We start from the raw sequence: 15203 nt of genomic DNA, 5'->3' as shown, positions 1-15203 counted from the left end.
GGAGCATCATGACCCCCCACCTGACATCGCCACACGTATGGCATCGCAGCAGCTACAGCACCGGCGCGAACAATTGCGTGGAGTGCGCCCCCAGCGACGCGGGCGGACTGACCGTACGTGACTCCAAGGAAGTGACCCGACCCCATCTGTCCTTCTCCGCGGACGCCTGGACCTCCTTCGTCTCCGCGCTGTGCGCCGAGGCGCCGACGCACTGACCGCTCGCCGACCCGCCGGGCCCGGTCGGCTCAGCCCGTACCCTCGGGTGCGAGCGCGACGATCGTGTCCACCGCCGTGCCGATCTGCTGATCCGTCAGATCGGCACGGGCAGTGAGCCGGATCCTGGAGACGCCGTCCGGCACCGACGGCGGACGGAAGCAGCCCACGACCAGCCCCGCCGCCCGGCACTCCGCGGCCCAGCGCACCGCCGCCTCGGGTGACGGCGCCCGTACGGAGACCACGGCGGCGTCCGGTCGTACGGCCGTCAGACCCGCCCCGGTCAGCAGCCGGTGCAGCGTACGGGCCACCTCCCGCGCCCGGTCCGCTCTGGCGGGCTCCCGGCGCAGCAGCCGCAGACTCTCCAGCGCGCCGCCGACGGCCGCCGGCGCCAGTGCGGTGTCGAAGATGAACGTACGGGCCGCGTTGACCAGATGGCCGATGACGCGTGCCGGGCCCAGTACCGCGCCGCCCTGGCTGCCCAGGGACTTGGAGAGCGTGACCGTGGCCACCACACCGTCCGCCCCGGCGATGCCCGCCGCGTCCGGCGTGCCCCGGCCCCCCGCCCCGAGCACCCCCAGACCGTGCGCGTCGTCCACGAGCAGGGCCGCGCCCCGGGTACGGCAGACCTCGGCCAGCTCCCCGAGCGGCGCCGCGTCGCCGTCCACCGAGAACACCGCGTCGCTCACCATCAGCGCCCGCCGCCCGGCCCGCGCGTCGAGTGTCTTGCGTACGGCCTCGGGGTCGGCGTGCGGTACGACCACGGTCTCGGCGCGCGAGAGCCGGCAGCCGTCCACGATCGAGGCGTGATTGTCCGCGTCGGACAGCAGCAGCGAGTCGCGGGCGGTGAGCGCGGTCAGGGCGGCCAGATTGGCCGCGTATCCGGAGGAGAGGACGAGCGCGGCCTCGAAGCCGCAGAACGCGGCCAGTTCACGTTCCAGTTCGGCGTGCAACTCGGTGCTGCCCGTGACCAGCCGGGAGCCGGTGGCGCCCGCGCCCCACCGGCGCGCGGCCGCCGCGGCAGCGCCGGTCACCGCGGGGTGGCGGGTGAGCCCCAGGTAGTCGTTGCTCGCCAGGTCGAGCAGCTCGGATTCGGCCGGGCGCGGCCGGAGCGTACGGACCAGACCCGACCGTTCACGGCGGCGCGCCTCGTCGTCGGTCCAGCCGAAGGGGTCGCGCTCCATGGTCGGGTCCTTTTGTAGGCAGCGCACAGACCTTAACCGTGTGGCGACCGGGTCAGGGTGTGGTCATACACACACCTCGATCCGGCGGTGTTGTGGAGTTCCTCCTTTCCCCGGACGTCCTCGGTGGGCCAGGATCAGCACCATGGACCTGCTGAACACGCTGGTGGAGAAGGGCCTGCGGCGCGAGCCGCCGACCCGCGAAGAAGCGCTCGCCGTACTGGCGACCTCCGACGATGAGCTGCTCGACGTGGTGGCCGCGGCCGGGAAGGTGCGCCGTCAGTGGTTCGGGCGGCGGGTGAAGCTCAACTATCTGGTCAATCTGAAGTCCGGGCTGTGCCCCGAGGACTGCTCGTACTGTTCGCAGCGGCTCGGCTCCAAGGCCGAGATCCTCAAGTACACCTGGCTGAAGCCCGACGAGGCGTCGAAGGCGGCGGCCGCCGGCGTGGCGGGCGGGGCGAAGCGGGTCTGTCTGGTCGCGAGCGGCCGGGGTCCGACGGACCGGGATGTCGACCGCGTCTCGCGGACCATCGAGGCGATCAAGGAGCAGAACGAGGACGTCGAGATCTGCGCCTGCCTCGGGCTGCTCTCGGACGGCCAGGCGGAGCGGCTGCGGGCCGCGGGCGCCGACGCGTACAACCACAACCTCAATACGTCCGAGGGCACATACGGCGACATCACCACCACCCACACCTATGCGGACCGGGTGGACACCGTGCGGCGGGCGCAGACCGCCGGGCTGTCCGCGTGTTCGGGGCTGATCGCCGGTATGGGGGAGAGTGACGCGGATCTGGTCGATGTCGTCTTCTCGCTGCGCGAGCTGGACCCGGACTCGGTGCCGGTCAACTTCCTGATCCCGTTCGAGGGGACGCCGCTCGCCAAGGAATGGCACCTCACCCCGCAGCACTGTCTGCGCATCCTGGCCATGACGCGGTTCGTCTGCCCCGATGTGGAGGTCAGGCTCTCGGGCGGGCGCGAGGTGCATCTGCGCTCGATGCAGCCCCTCGCGCTCCATCTGGTCAACTCGATCTTCCTCGGGGACTATCTCACCAGCGAGGGCCAGGAGGGCCGGGCGGACCTGGAGATGATCGCGGACGCGGGCTTCGAGGTGGAGGGCGCGGACACGACCACGCTGCCCGAGCACCGTCGCGGAGGATGCGGCCCGTGCGGCGGGGACGAACCCGGGCAGTCCGCTCCGGACGACGCGCGCGAGCGGGCCACGGACGGCGGGGCACCCCGTACGGATCTGGTGACCGTACGCCGCCGCGGCGCCGGTACCGACCTGGCGCCCAATGCCTGACCTGTCCGCCGGTGAACTGCTGGCCCTGGACCGGGCCCATGTCTGGCATCCGTACGGCCCCATGCCCGGCCGTGCCGAACCGCTGGTCGTGGAGTCCGCGTCCGGGGTACGGCTGCGGCTCGCCGAACCCGCCCATGGACAGCGCGAGTTGGTCGACGGCATGTCGTCCTGGTGGTCGGCGATCCATGGCTACAACCACCCCGTGCTCAACGCGGCGGCGCACGGCCAGCTGGACCGTATGAGCCATGTGATGTTCGGCGGGCTCACCCATGAGCCCGCCGTGCGACTCGCGGCGCTGCTCGTCGAGATCACGCCGGAGCCACTGCGCCATGTGTTCCTCGCCGACTCGGGCTCGGTGTCGGTCGAGGTCGCGGTGAAGATGTGTCTCCAGTACTGGCGTTCGGTGGGCCGCCCGGCGAAGCGACGGCTGCTGACCTGGCGGGGCGGCTACCACGGCGACACCTGGCAGCCGATGTCGGTGTGCGACCCCGACGGCGGGATGCATGACCTCTGGTCGGGGGTGCTGCCCCGGCAGATCTTCGCGGACGCGCCGCCCGTCGGCTACGAGGAGCCGTACGCCGAAGGCCTGCGCGCGCTCATCGCCCGGCACGCGGACGAACTGGCCGCGGTCATCGTCGAGCCGGTGGTACAGGGCGCGGGCGGGATGCGGTTCCACTCCCCCGCGTATCTGCGGGTGCTGCGGGAGGCGTGCGACGAGCACGACGTCCTGCTGATCCTCGATGAGATCGCGACGGGGTTCGGACGCACGGGGACGCTCTTCGCCGCCGAGCAGGGCGGCGTCTCGCCCGATGTGATGTGTATCGGCAAGGCGTTGACCGGCGGGTATCTCACGATGGCGGCAACGCTGTGCACCGCACGGGTGGCCGAGGGCATCTCGCGCGGCGAGGTCCCGGTGCTGGCGCACGGACCGACGTTCATGGGCAATCCGCTGGCCGCCTCGGTCGCCCGCGCCTCGGTCGAGCTGCTGCTCGACCAGGACTGGGCGCGGGAGGTCAAGCGGATCGAGGCGGGCCTGCGGGACGGGCTCGCGGGGGCCGCGTCCCTTCCCGGCGTACGGGATGTACGGGTGCTGGGCGCCATCGGCGTCGTCCAGCTGGACCACGCGGTGGACATGGCCGCCGCGACGCGGGCGGCGGTCCGGGAGGGCGTATGGCTGCGGCCGTTCCGCGATCTGGTGTACACGATGCCGCCGTATGTCACGGACGACCGCGATGTCGAACGGATCTGCCGCGCGGTGACGGCGGCGGCGAGAGAGGGCTGAAGCATGCCGGTGATGATCGTGTCGGGGACCGGGACGGAGATCGGCAAGACCGTCGTCACGGCGGCGGTGGCCGCGGTCGCGCTGGCGCGTGGGCGTACGGTCGCGGTCCTCAAACCCGCGCAGACCGGGCTGGGGCCGGACATGGCGGGGGACGTGGCCGAGGTCGCCCGGCTGGCGGGATCCGTCACCGCCGTCGAGCTGGCGCGGTTCCCCGACCCGTTGGCCCCGGCGACCGCGGCGCGGCGGGCCGGCGCGGCGCCGGTGAGGCCGGAGGAGATCGCCGACGCGGCCGAGAAGCTGGCGACCGAGCATGATCTGGTGCTGGTCGAGGGCGCGGGCGGACTGCTCGTACGATTCGACGAGACGGGTGCGACGCTCGCGGACGCGGCCCGGCTGCTGGCGGCCCCCGTCCTGATGGTGGCCCCCGCCGGGCTCGGCACGCTCAATATGACCGCGCTGACCGCGGAGGCGCTGCGGGCGAGGTCGCTGACGCTTGAGGGGGTCGTGATCGGCAGCTGGCCGGCCGTGCCCGACCTCGCGGCGCGCTGCAATCTGACGGATCTGCCCCAGTGCGCGGGGGCGCCGCTGCTGGGCGCGGTGCCGGCGGGCGCGGGCGCCCTGACTCCCGGGGAGTTCCGCGAGCGCGCGGCGTCCTGGCTGGCGCCCGGGCTGGCCGGACGGTGGGACGCGAGGACGTTCGCGCGGGACGTGGCGGCGGCGAGCGTATGAAACCGCCGGGCGACCGCTGACCCGCCGGGAGGCGGCCCCCGGACGGCCGACGTCGCGCGATCCTCCCCTCGCTGACCGATCCTGGGGCTGACCGATCCTGGGACGGAGGTGAATCGATGACCGAGGTGCTTCTGCTCATCGTGGCGGTGCTGCTGTCGCTCACCTGCGGGGCCTTCGTAGCGGCGGAGTTCTCCCTCACCACCGTCGAGCGCGGGGAGCTGGAACGGGCCGCCGCGCGCGGGGAGCGGGGCGCGGCGGGTGCGCTGAAGGCCGTACGGAGCCTCACCTTCCAGCTCTCCGGTGCCCAGCTGGGGATCACCGTGACCAATCTGGTGGTGGGCATGCTCTCCGAGCCGTCCATCGCCGAACTGATCCGCGGACCGGTCGAGGCCGTGGGGCTGTCCCCGGCCGTCTCCTCCTCGGTGGCGCTGGTGATCGGTACGGCGCTGTCGACCGTCTTCCTGATGATCGTCGGCGAGCTGGTCCCGAAGAACTGGGCGATCTCGTCGCCACTGGCCGTCGCCAAGGTGGTGGCCACCCCCCAACGGTACTTCAGCGCGGTCTTCCGGCCGTTCATCGGCCATCTCAACAACACCGCGACCCGGATCGTGCGCGGGTTCGGCCTTGAGCCCACCGAGGAGCTGGCGTCCGCGCGCGGACCGAAGGAGCTGGCCGCCCTGGCCCGGCACTCCGCGAAGGAGGGCGCGCTGGAGGCGGACACCGCCGAGCTGTTCGTACGGACGCTCAGCCTGTCCGCGCTGACCGCCGAGAACGTGATGACCCCGCGGGTGCGGGTGATCGCCCTCGATGTGCGCGCCACCGCGGAGGATGTCGCCAACGCCAGCCGCGCCACCGGCCTGTCGCGCTTTCCCGTCTACCGGGGCAGTCTCGACACCGTCGTCGGCACCGCGCACATCAAGGACGTACTGGCGCTCCCCGCCGACCGGCGGCCCCGGCAGCCGGTGGCCGGGCTGCTGCGCGAACCACTGCGGGTGCCGGAGACCCTGACGGTGGACCAGCTGCTCGACCGGCTGTCGGGCGGCGCCGCCATGGCCGTCGTCGTCGACGAGTACGGCGGGACGGCGGGCGTCGTGACGCTGGAGGACATCGTCGAGGAGGTCGTCGGCGAGGTGCGCGACGAGCACGATCCGCAGGAGATCCCCGGTCTGGCGCTGCTGGGCGAGGACGCGGAGGGCCATGGGCTCTGGTCGGCGGACGGCGCGGCGCGGGCCGACCAGCTGAGGGCCGTCGGACTGCGGATGCCGGAGGGGCCCTACGAGACGCTCGCCGGTCTGGTCGCCACGGAGCTGGGCCGTATCCCCGCCGAGGGCGACCGTCTCGTACTGGACGGCTGGGAGCTGGAGGTCGTCGACGCCACGGGGCGGCGCGCGGCCCGGCTGCTGCTGCGCGCGCCCCCGTCCCCGGCCGAGGACGGCGAGGAGGAGGGATGATCACCGCACTCCAGTTGTTCGCCGGTCTGCTGACGCTGGTCGTCAACGCCTTCTTCGTCGCGTCCGAGTTCGCCCTGATCTCCGTACGCCGCAGCCAGATCGAGCCGGAGGCGGAGGCCGGTAACCGGCGCGCGCGCCGCGTGATCTGGGGGCTGGAGCATGTGTCGGCGCTGCTGGCCGCGGCGCAGCTGGGCATCACGCTGTGCACGCTGGTGCTCGGTATCGTCGCCGAGCCGGCCATCGCGCATCTGCTGGAGCCGGTCTTCGACGCGGTGGGGGTGCCGCACGGGCTGGTGCATCTGATCTCGTTCCTGATCGCGCTCACCGTGGCCACCTATCTGCACATGCTGCTCGGCGAGATGGTGCCGAAGAATGTCGCCCTGGCCGGTCCCGCGCGGGCGGCGCTGCTGCTCGGCCCGCCGCTGGTCGCGCTGGCGCGGGCGCTGCGCCCGGTGATCTTCACGGTCAACGCCTTCGCCAACGCGCTGCTGCGGCTGCTCCGGGTGGAGACGAGGGACGAGGTGAGCGCCACCTTCTCCGACGACGAGCTGGCCCGTCTGGTCACGGACGCGGGGCACGCGGGGCTGCTGGACGACCGGGCGGCCGAGCGGCTGCACGACGCGCTGGAGCTGGGACGCAAGCCGGTGCGCGAGGTGGTGATGCCCTTGGAGCGGGTGGTCACCGCGCCGCTCGGGATCACCCCGGAGGGGCTGGAGAGCCTGGCGGTGGAGAGCGGATTCTCGCGCTTCCCGGTGGTGGACACCGCGCGGCGGATCCTCGGCTATCTCCATGTGAAGGACGCGCTGGACGCCGTACCGCGCGATGGACCGTTCCCGGTCCAGGGGATGCGGGCGATCGCGCGGGTACGGGCCACGACCCCGATGGACGACGTACTGACGGCGATGCGCCGCAGCCGGACCCATCTGGCCGCCGTCGAGGACGAGGAGGGCAGGCTCGAAGGGCTGGTGACGATGGAGGACGTGCTGCGCGAGCTGGTGGGCAGGCACACGTAGGGCCTTTCGTCCGGATCCCGCCGGGCGGCCTGATCAGAACGGAAGGCCCTGGGCCCCTTGGGGCGCGGTCCATACCGAGCGGTACGATCGCTCCGCCATGGAGATGAATGCCAACTACACCAGTTTCGTCGCGGTCGGTGACTCCTTCACGGAGGGCATGTCCGACCTTCTCCCCGACGGCTCGTACCGCGGCTGGGCGGATCTGCTCGCCGGCCGGCTCGCGGCCCGTACCCCCGGGTTCCGGTACGCGAATCTCGCCGTACGCGGAAAGCTCATCGGCCAGATCGTCGCGGAGCAGGTGGATGTCGCCGCCGCGATGAAACCGGATCTGGTGACGCTGGTCGGCGGGCTCAATGACACCCTGCGGCCGAAGGTCGACATGGGGCGGGTGCGCGGACTGCTCGCCGAGGCGGTGGAACGGCTCGCCCCGGCCTGTGGACAGCTGGTGCTGATGCGCAGCCCCGGCCGGAACGGCCCGGTGATGGAGCGGTTCCGGCCACGGATGGAGGAGCTGTTCTCCTTCGTGGATGAGCTGGCCGCGCGCCATGGCGCGCTCGTCGTGGATCTGTACGGGGCTCCGGTGCTCGGTGATCAGCGGCTCTGGGACGCGGACCGGCTGCATCTGACCGATGAGGGCCATCGCCGGGTCACCGAGGCCGTCTGGCAGACGCTGGGGCTGGACGCGCGGGACGACTGGCGCGCGGAGCTGCCGCCGGCCGTGCCCGTGGGATGGCCCGCGCGACGGACGAGCGACCTCCGGTTCGCCCGGCGGCATCTCGGGCCGTGGATCATGCGCCGGGTCACGGGGCGCTCCTCGGGGGACGGCCGGCCCGCGAAGCGGCCGGAGCTGCTGCCGTACGAGTCGCCCGGGACGCCCGGGACCTACGAGACGCCCGGGACGTACGACGCGGCGGCGAACGGGACACCGGGGGCCCACGACATCCCGGAGCCCGGCTCCGGCGCGCGCGGCCTTCCGTAGCAACCTACGAGCCCGCCCGCGGCGCCGGCCTGCACAAACCGCCTATAGAATTCGTTCACGTGACTGCCAAGCCTCGTATCCCCAATGTCCTTGCCGGCCGCTACGCCTCGACGGAGCTGGCCGTGCTGTGGTCGCCCGAGCAGAAGGTGAAGCTGGAGCGTCAGCTGTGGCTCGCCGTGCTGCGCGCCCAGCGGGACCTGGGGATCGAGGTGCCGGAGTCCGCACTCGCCGACTACGAGCGCGTCCTCGACCAGGTCGATCTGGCGTCGATCGCCGAGCGCGAGAAGGTCACCCGGCACGATGTGAAAGCGCGCATCGAGGAGTTCAACGCGCTCGCCGGCCATGAGCAGGTGCACAAGGGGATGACATCCCGCGATCTGACGGAGAACGTCGAACAGCTCCAGATCCGGCTGTCCCTGGAGCTGTCGCGGGACCGTACGGTCGCGGTGCTCGCCCGGCTCGGCAAGCTCGCGGGCGAGTACGGGGAGCTGGTCATGGCCGGCCGCTCGCACAACGTCGCCGCGCAGGCCACGACGCTCGGCAAGCGGTTCGCGACCGCCGCGGACGAGCTGCTCGTCGCGTACGGACGCCTGGACGATCTCCTCGGCCGCTACCCGCTGCGCGGGATCAAGGGCCCGGTCGGCACCGCGCAGGACATGCTCGACCTGCTGGGCGGGGACACCGCGAAACTCGCCGAGCTGGAACGGCGCGTCGCCGGTCATCTGGGCTTCGCCCAGGTCTTCACCTCCGTCGGCCAGGTGTATCCCCGCTCGCTCGACTACGACGTGGTGACCGCGCTGGTGCAGCTGGCGGCGGCGCCGTCCTCGGTCGCCAGGACCATCCGGCTGATGGCCGGGCACGAACTGGTCACCGAGGGCTTCAAGCCCGGCCAGGTCGGCTCCTCCGCGATGCCCCACAAGATGAACACGCGCTCCTGCGAGCGGGTCAACGGCCTGATGGTGATCCTGCGCGGCTACGCGTCGATGACCGGCGAGCTGGCGGGCGACCAGTGGAACGAGGGCGACGTCTCCTGCTCGGTGGTCCGCCGGGTGGCGCTGCCGGACGCGTTCTTCGCCTTCGACGGACTGCTGGAGACCTTCCTGACGGTCCTCGACGAGTTCGGCGCGTTCCCCGCGGTCGTGGCGCGTGAACTGGACCGCTATCTGCCGTTCCTGGCCACGACCAAGGTGCTGATGGGCGCCGTACGGGCCGGGGTGGGCCGTGAGGCCGCGCACGAGGTCATCAAGGAGCACGCCGTGGCCTCGGCCCTCGCCATGCGCGAACACGGCGCCGAGCGCAACGAACTCCTCGACCGGCTGGCCGCGGACGACCGCATGCCGCTCGACCGGGCCGCGCTGGACGCGCTGATGGCGGACAAGCTCTCCTTCACGGGCGCGGCGGAGGACCAGATCGCGACGGTGGTGTCCCGTATCGAGGAGATCGTGAAGCGCCACCCGGAGGCCGCGGGCTATACGCCGGGCTCGATTCTGTGACCTCCGGATGAGGCCCGGGGAACTGGAAGCCGCCCGGGACCGCGTCATCCCCGACGTGGTCGCGGGCGGTCTGCGTGTGCTGTTCTGCGGCATCAATCCGGGCCTGATGTCAGCGGCCACGGGCCACCACTTCGCCCGCCCCGGCAATCGGTTCTGGCCGGTGCTGCATCTGTCCGGCTTCACCCCGCGGCAGCTGAGCCCCGCCGAGCAGGACGAGCTGCTGACCTACGGCCTGGGCATCACCAATGTGGCGGCACGGGCCACGGCGCGGGCCGATGAACTGACCGACGAGGAGTTCCGTGAGGGCGGCCGTCTCCTCGCGGCGAAGGTGGCGCGGCTGCGGCCGAACTGGCTGGCGGTGGCGGGCATCACGGCGTACCGGACGGCCTTCGACGACAAGAAGGCGCGCATCGGACCGCAGGAGCGGACGCTGGGTGACACCAGGATCTGGGCCCTGCCCAACCCGAGCGGCCTGAACGCGCACTGGACGGCGCGGACGATGGCGGAGGAATTCGCGCGGCTGCGGGCCGCCGCGATGGCCGCGTAACGGCGCGGACCGGGCGGGCGGGCCGCTCCTCGACGTCACGGGGCACCACCCGGGGCCTTTCGGGCGCGCCGCGGTGCGCCGCGTGATGTGACCGGGCGGCCGGAGAACAATGGGCTCATGTCTCATATCGCGCCGGGTGGCGATCCGTCTCCGTTGAGTTGGGAAACGGCCGCGGAGCGGGCCGACCGCAACCTGCTCGAACTTCTGCAGGAACTGCGGGTCGTGCAGACCGGCGTGCAGATCGTCTTCGCCTTCCTTCTCGGCGTGGCCTTCACGAGCCGGTTTCTGCACCTCGATCACTTCGAACGCGCCACCTACGTGGTGACGTTGCTGCTCACGGTGGTCTCCTCGGCCGTACTCGCGACTCCGGTCGCGCTGCACCGCGGGCTGTTCCACCGGGGTGCCAAGATCCGGATCGTCGCCCTGTCGGCGCGGCTCGCCGAGATCGGGCTGGTCTTCCTCGCCCTCGCGCTCAACGGCGTTGTTCTCCTGCTCATGGACGTCGTTCTCGGCCTGACCGCCGCTGTCGCGATCACGGCCGTCACGCTCACCTTGTTCACCGGTCTGTGGTTCGTCCTCCCGAGGGCGCTGCGTCGCCCGGCCCCATGACACACGTGTCAACGCCCGGGTGGGACGAACCACTCGCAGCACCGGCGGGCACCGAGTAGCATCCGCCTACACGCGCACGAGCTTGGAGGACACACCGTGGGGCGGCTGACCGGTGGAGACCCTTCGCTCCTGCGGCGGATCAACTCCGCGGTGGTGCTGCACTCTTTGCGGGACTCCGGTGATCTCACACTGACGGATCTGACCCGGATCACGGGGCTGTCCCGGCCGACGGTCGAGGGCGTGGTGGAAGGGCTGATCGATACGGGCCTGGTCGTGGAGTCGGCGCCGGTGGAGGGCGGGACCCGTAAGCAGGGCCGCCCGGCGCGCCGGTTCCGGTTCCGGGCCGAGGCCGGTTATCTGCTGGGCATCGAGATCGGGCCGCACCGCGCGGCCGCGCTGATCTCCGGGCTGGACGGCCGGATCATCGGCGCCGGCTCACGGGTGGTCTCGGCGACGGCCGACGCGGACGAGCGCCTCGAACGCGTACGGCTGGTCGTCGCCGATGTGCTGCGCCGCACGGGGGTGTCACGCGGTTCGCTGCGGGCGGTCGGGGTCGGCAGCCCCGGCATCGTGGAGGCCGACGGGACCGTACGGCTGGGCACCGCGCTGCCGCAGTGGACCGGGCTGCCGCTCGGCGAGCGGCTGCGGCGCTCGTTCCGCTGTCCGGTGCTGGTGGAGAACGACGCCAACACGGCGGCCGTGGCCGAGCAGTGGAAGGGCGCGGCCATCGACTCCGACGACATCGTCTTCGTACTGGCCGGGCTCAGCCCCGGGGCGGGCGCCCTGATCGGCGGGCGGCTGCACCGCGGCTTCGGCGGCGCGGCCGGCGAGATCGGGGCGTTGCATCTGCTGGGACGCGGCGCGAGTCCCGAGACGCTGCTGTCGACGACGGACGAGCCGCTGCATCCGCTGGACGAGCAGGCGGTGGCGAAAGTCTTCGCCGATGCCAAGGGCGGGGACGTCCGGGCTCAGGAGGCGGTCGAGCGGTTCATCGAGCGGCTGGTGCACGATGTGGCGGCGCTGGTCCTGGCGCTGGATCCGGAGCTGGTGGTGATCGGCGGCTGGGCCGCCGGGCTCGACGGTGTACTGGACCCGCTGCGCGACGAGCTCTCCCGCTTCTGTCTGCGCCCGCCGCGGGTGACGCTCTCACTGCTCGGCGAGGCGGCGGTGGCCACGGGCGCGCTGCGGCTGGCACTCGACCATGTCGAGGAGGAACTGTTCGCGGTGGAGGGGACGGTGACGGCCCGCCGCTGAGCGACGGGCCGCGCGAACCGGAGGGCGTGAACGGGCTTAGGGTCTTTCGTTTGGATCAGGCCGGATCAGGGAGCGGGGTCTGGTGCCGTGGATCGCAAGGCGGAGGAGGGAGCCCACGCGGAGCGTAGGCGACCGACGACAACGCGGCGAGGCGCGGTGCCAGGGCACGCGAGCCCGGCAAGATCCGAACGAAAGGCCCTAGGTCCTGTCCGGACAGGACCTAGGACGCGCGGCGCTCCTGCGGCTCCTCGCTGATCACCAGGTCGCCGGAGTCCCCGAACGTGAGCCGGCAGGTGTCGGCGCGGTACGTGGCCACCGATACGGCGGCGTGACGGCCCGCCACGACATAGCGCGTCGTGACGACGAGGACGGGCGCGCCGGGCAGCCGGTCCAGCTCCCTGGCGTCGTCCGCGCGCGCGGAGCCCAGCTCCACGGCGCGGTCCTGGCCGTCGAGGCCGAGGCGCTGGAGCTCACGCAGGACGGCGCGGGCGCGCACGGGCCCCTCGGGCGACTCGATGGCCGACAGCTCGGGCACCGACGCGGCGGGTACGTAGAGCAGTTCCGCCGCGACGGCCTGACCATGGGTGGAGCGGACCCTGCGGACGGTGTGGACCTCTTCGTCGGCGTCCGTCTCCAGCAGCCGGGCCACCGCGGTGGGCGCGGGCGCCATGGCACAGTCGACGGGCTGCCAGGCGTCCTGTACGGTGCCCGGCCATTCGTGCTGGGTGGTGGAGACGTCGACACCCACGCGCGGCGGGGCGACGGTCGTGCCGACCCCGCGGCGGCGCTGGAGCCGGCCTTCCAGCTCAAGCTGTTCGAGCGCCTGCCTGAGCGTGGCGCGAGCGACTCCGAAACGGGCGGCCAGATCACGCTCGTTGGGCAGGACCTCCCCCACCGCGAAGTCGGAGTCGAGCGCTTCGCCGAGCACGGTCTTGAGGTGCCAGTACTTAGGCTCCGGCAGTGCTTCCAGCTGCGTGGTCCCCACCCTGATCCTCCGCAATCGCCGTCTCTCCGGCGGGTTTTCCGTGCCCTTGTTTATTAAAGGTTCCTGCACTAAATAGTGACGATAGGACGGGCCATCCTCTTGGTCAAGACCAATCCTCCGTCGGTCACGGAGAGAAGTCACTCTCCGACTCAGGGTGTTCACTGTACGTTCGTACGCTGGTGAGGCGCGCGTGACACGGGAGCGGTCGTCCGGATCGGAGCCGGTGCGGGGCGTCGCCGGAAGCGGCGAGCAGGGCTTACGCGGAGGGGCGCTCCGAGGCGGCTCCACTGAGCTTGTCCGGATTCCGCACGATGTAGACGCACTCCACCTTGCCGTCCCTGATCTCCAGCTGGAGGACGAGATCGGGTACTCCGCCGTCGAGGACGAGCACCGCGGGGGCGCCGTTGAACTCCATCGCCCGCAGCTCGAACCTCGCCCCTCCCTCCGCGACGGCGAGCATGAACCGGCCCACCTTGTCGGCACCCTCGATGATCCGCAGGGGCGCCTTGGTCTTGCCGCCGCTGTCGCCGACCAGCCGTACGCCGGGCGCGAGCAGGGTGAGCATCGCGTCGATGTCGCCGCCGCCCGCGGCGGCGAGGAACCGCTCGGTGAGAGCGCGGCGTTCGGCCGGATCGACGTCGTACCGCGGCCTGCGTTCCGCGACATGGCGCCGGGCCCGGCCGGCCAGTTGTCTGACGGCGGCCTCGCTGCGCTCCAGGGTGACGGCGATCTCGCCGAAGGGGAAGCCGAACGCCTCGCGCAGCACGAACACCGCGCGCTCCAGCGGCGAGAGGGATTCGAGGACGACCAGCACGGCGAAGGACACCGAGTCGGCGAGCACCGCGCGCTCGGCCGTGTCGGGGAGCGCGGGTCCGAAGTCGGTGACGATCGGTTCGGGCAGCCAGGGGCCGACGTAGGACTCGCGCCGCGCCTTCGCCTGCCGGAGCCGGTCGATGGCGAGGCGTGTGGTGATCCGTACGAGATAGGCGCGCGGCTCGCGGATGTCCGCGCGCTCGGCGGCGCTCCAGCGCAGCCATGCCTCCTGCACCACGTCCTCGGCGTCGGCGACCGCGCCGAGCATGCGGTAGGCGACCCCGGTCAGTACGGGCCGGTGCGCTTCGAATTCGTCGGTGCTCGCGGTATCGGTCGCCACATTTCCCATCCCAGCCGATGGGTGCACCGGCTGTCCAGGCGATTCGGCCCGCGCGCCCTGGCCGGGGACTAACGGGGCGCCGGTTCACCGTCCCGGGCAGGGGTCGTGGACGGCCGCCGCTTCGCCAGGACTCCCGAGCCGCCGGCCACCCCCGCGCCCACCAGCAGACTCCCGGCCGCCTGCGCCGCGCCGTACGTCCCCGTTCCCACCAGGGGCGCGGTGAGCGCGGCCGAGACCGGGATCAACCCGGAGAAGAGGGTGGCGCGTTCGGCGCCGATGCGCTGCATGCCCATGTACCAGCAGACGAAGCCGACGACGGTCACCACCACGGCCTGCCAGAGCAGCGCCGCGGCCTCCTGGCCGGTCGGGGCCCGCAGTACGGCGGCGCCGTCGAGGACGAGTCCGATGATCAGGGACTCGACGGCCGCGATCCCGCAGACCGTGGCGGACAGCAGCCGGGGGCCGAGCGGTCGCAGTACCGGTACGGCGATGACCGCGAAGCCGACCTCACCGAGGAGCGCGCCCACCGACCAGACGATGCCGGCCGCGTCCGTACGGCCCCATCCCTGGACGGCGAAGGCGCCGGCCGCCACCAGCAGCGCTCCGATCACCGCCGGGCGGGCCGGGCGGCGGCGGGCCGTCAGTGGGATGAGTACGGCGACCACGACCGGCGCGCACCCGACGAAGACTCCCGGGACGGCGGGCTCCGCGGTGCGTTCCGCCGCGAGGATCGCGACGTTGAACCCGACCATGCCGATCGCCGCGAGCGCCGCGAGTCGCCCCCACTGACGACGGGTCAGCGAGCGGAGGGTGGCCGCGCCGCCCCGGCCGACCAGGGGCAGGAGCAGCAGGCAGGCGATCCCGTAGCGAAGGGCCTGGCCGCCCGCGTACGGGTAGGCGCCGAGGAGGCTGTTGGCGGTGAAGGAGGCGCCGACGAGGACGCAGGCGAGGGCGGCGAGGAGCGCCCCTTGGACGGAGTTCGCTTTCATGGGGCCGACGCTAGGGAGCCGCGCG

At 72.2% G+C, this 15203-nt stretch carries 15 protein-coding genes; 11 read left to right on the top strand and 4 right to left on the bottom strand.

Going from position 1 to position 15203, the window contains the following annotated elements:
- Positions 1-8: 8 nt before the first annotated feature.
- Positions 9-215: a DUF397 domain-containing protein gene (locus ABTZ59_RS18815; protein WP_351401580.1), complete on the top strand. Its 207-nt coding sequence runs from the start codon at positions 9-11 to the stop codon at positions 213-215.
- Positions 216-245: 30 nt separating this feature from the next.
- Here the strand turns inward: ABTZ59_RS18815 and ABTZ59_RS18810 are convergent, their stop codons facing one another.
- On the bottom strand, positions 246-1397 hold the full coding sequence (locus ABTZ59_RS18810; RefSeq protein ID WP_351401570.1) for an 8-amino-7-oxononanoate synthase: 1152 nt from the start codon (positions 1395-1397) through the stop codon (positions 246-248).
- 142 nt (positions 1398-1539) lie between these two features.
- On the opposite strand from ABTZ59_RS18810, the gene bioB reads away from it, so the two are divergent.
- The 10 genes from bioB (at position 1540) to ABTZ59_RS18760 (ending at position 12051) form a co-directional block, all read left to right on the top strand.
- Positions 1540-2694 carry a biotin synthase BioB gene (gene bioB, locus ABTZ59_RS18805; protein ID WP_351401556.1) on the top strand — a complete coding sequence of 385 codons (1155 nt, stop codon included), beginning with the start codon at positions 1540-1542 and terminating at the stop codon, positions 2692-2694.
- A complete protein-coding gene (locus tag ABTZ59_RS18800) occupies positions 2687-3976 on the top strand; it encodes an adenosylmethionine--8-amino-7-oxononanoate transaminase (protein WP_351401547.1) in 1290 nt (429 codons plus the stop codon). Before bioB ends, ABTZ59_RS18800 begins: the two co-directional genes overlap by 8 nt.
- A gap of 3 nt (positions 3977-3979) precedes the next feature.
- On the top strand, positions 3980-4705 hold the full coding sequence (gene bioD / locus ABTZ59_RS18795; RefSeq protein ID WP_351401533.1) for a dethiobiotin synthase: 726 nt from the start codon (positions 3980-3982) through the stop codon (positions 4703-4705).
- Between the two features lie 116 nt (positions 4706-4821).
- The gene (locus ABTZ59_RS18790; RefSeq protein ID WP_351401517.1) at positions 4822-6156 is read left to right on the top strand and encodes a hemolysin family protein; all 1335 of its coding nucleotides are present in this window, start codon (positions 4822-4824) and stop codon (positions 6154-6156) included.
- Positions 6156-7169, top strand: a complete 1014-nt coding sequence (locus ABTZ59_RS18785; RefSeq protein ID WP_351402409.1) for a hemolysin family protein — start codon at positions 6156-6158, stop codon at positions 7167-7169. Before ABTZ59_RS18790 ends, ABTZ59_RS18785 begins: the two co-directional genes overlap by 1 nt.
- A gap of 97 nt (positions 7170-7266) precedes the next feature.
- Positions 7267-8148, top strand: a complete 882-nt coding sequence (locus ABTZ59_RS18780; protein ID WP_351401502.1) for an SGNH/GDSL hydrolase family protein — start codon at positions 7267-7269, stop codon at positions 8146-8148.
- A gap of 59 nt (positions 8149-8207) precedes the next feature.
- A complete protein-coding gene (purB, locus tag ABTZ59_RS18775) occupies positions 8208-9641 on the top strand; it encodes an adenylosuccinate lyase (protein WP_351401488.1) in 1434 nt (477 codons plus the stop codon).
- A 7-nt stretch (positions 9642-9648) separates the two neighbouring features.
- The gene (gene mug / locus ABTZ59_RS18770) at positions 9649-10188 is read left to right on the top strand and encodes a G/U mismatch-specific DNA glycosylase (RefSeq protein WP_351401473.1); all 540 of its coding nucleotides are present in this window, start codon (positions 9649-9651) and stop codon (positions 10186-10188) included.
- Between the two features lie 117 nt (positions 10189-10305).
- Positions 10306-10797, top strand: a complete 492-nt coding sequence (locus ABTZ59_RS18765) for a DUF6328 family protein (protein ID WP_351401465.1) — start codon at positions 10306-10308, stop codon at positions 10795-10797.
- A 96-nt stretch (positions 10798-10893) separates the two neighbouring features.
- Positions 10894-12051: an ROK family transcriptional regulator gene (locus tag ABTZ59_RS18760; protein WP_351401455.1), complete on the top strand. Its 1158-nt coding sequence runs from the start codon at positions 10894-10896 to the stop codon at positions 12049-12051.
- Between the two features lie 220 nt (positions 12052-12271).
- On the opposite strand, the gene ABTZ59_RS18755 is transcribed toward ABTZ59_RS18760, so the two are convergent.
- The 3 genes from ABTZ59_RS18755 to ABTZ59_RS18745 all read right to left on the bottom strand — a co-directional run bounded on the left by ABTZ59_RS18755 (position 12272) and on the right by ABTZ59_RS18745 (position 15178).
- Entirely contained in the window at positions 12272-13036 is a 765-nt protein-coding gene (locus tag ABTZ59_RS18755; RefSeq protein WP_351401439.1) for a GntR family transcriptional regulator, read from the bottom strand.
- 256 nt (positions 13037-13292) lie between these two features.
- On the bottom strand, positions 13293-14189 hold the full coding sequence (gene sigJ / locus ABTZ59_RS18750; RefSeq protein ID WP_351401419.1) for an RNA polymerase sigma factor SigJ: 897 nt from the start codon (positions 14187-14189) through the stop codon (positions 13293-13295).
- Between the two features lie 68 nt (positions 14190-14257).
- Positions 14258-15178, bottom strand: a complete 921-nt coding sequence (locus ABTZ59_RS18745; protein ID WP_351401406.1) for a DMT family transporter — start codon at positions 15176-15178, stop codon at positions 14258-14260.
- Between the last annotated feature and the right edge of the window lie 25 nt (positions 15179-15203).

This window comes from Streptomyces sp. NPDC094034, from assembly GCF_040303865.1.
GTDB lineage: Bacteria > Actinomycetota > Actinomycetes > Streptomycetales > Streptomycetaceae > Streptomyces.
Note: the sequence above shows the minus strand (reverse complement) of the source record. Positions and strands in the feature narration are given on the sequence as shown.

What these genes read in the sequence shown, in the direction of transcription:
- ABTZ59_RS18815 (WP_351401580.1), top strand. Translation starts at nt 9, where the DNA reads ATGACCCCCCACCTGACATCGCCACACGTATGGCATCGCAGCAGCTAC.
- ABTZ59_RS18810 (WP_351401570.1), bottom strand. Translation starts at nt 1,397, where the DNA reads ATGGAGCGCGACCCCTTCGGCTGGACCGACGACGAGGCGCGCCGCCGT.
- bioB (WP_351401556.1), top strand. Translation starts at nt 1,540, where the DNA reads ATGGACCTGCTGAACACGCTGGTGGAGAAGGGCCTGCGGCGCGAGCCG.
- ABTZ59_RS18800 (WP_351401547.1), top strand. Translation starts at nt 2,687, where the DNA reads ATGCCTGACCTGTCCGCCGGTGAACTGCTGGCCCTGGACCGGGCCCAT.
- bioD (WP_351401533.1), top strand. Translation starts at nt 3,980, where the DNA reads ATGCCGGTGATGATCGTGTCGGGGACCGGGACGGAGATCGGCAAGACC.
- ABTZ59_RS18790 (WP_351401517.1), top strand. Translation starts at nt 4,822, where the DNA reads ATGACCGAGGTGCTTCTGCTCATCGTGGCGGTGCTGCTGTCGCTCACC.
- ABTZ59_RS18780 (WP_351401502.1), top strand. Translation starts at nt 7,267, where the DNA reads ATGGAGATGAATGCCAACTACACCAGTTTCGTCGCGGTCGGTGACTCC.
- mug (WP_351401473.1), top strand. Translation starts at nt 9,649, where the DNA reads ATGAGGCCCGGGGAACTGGAAGCCGCCCGGGACCGCGTCATCCCCGAC.
- ABTZ59_RS18765 (WP_351401465.1), top strand. Translation starts at nt 10,306, where the DNA reads ATGTCTCATATCGCGCCGGGTGGCGATCCGTCTCCGTTGAGTTGGGAA.
- ABTZ59_RS18745 (WP_351401406.1), bottom strand. Translation starts at nt 15,178, where the DNA reads ATGAAAGCGAACTCCGTCCAAGGGGCGCTCCTCGCCGCCCTCGCCTGC.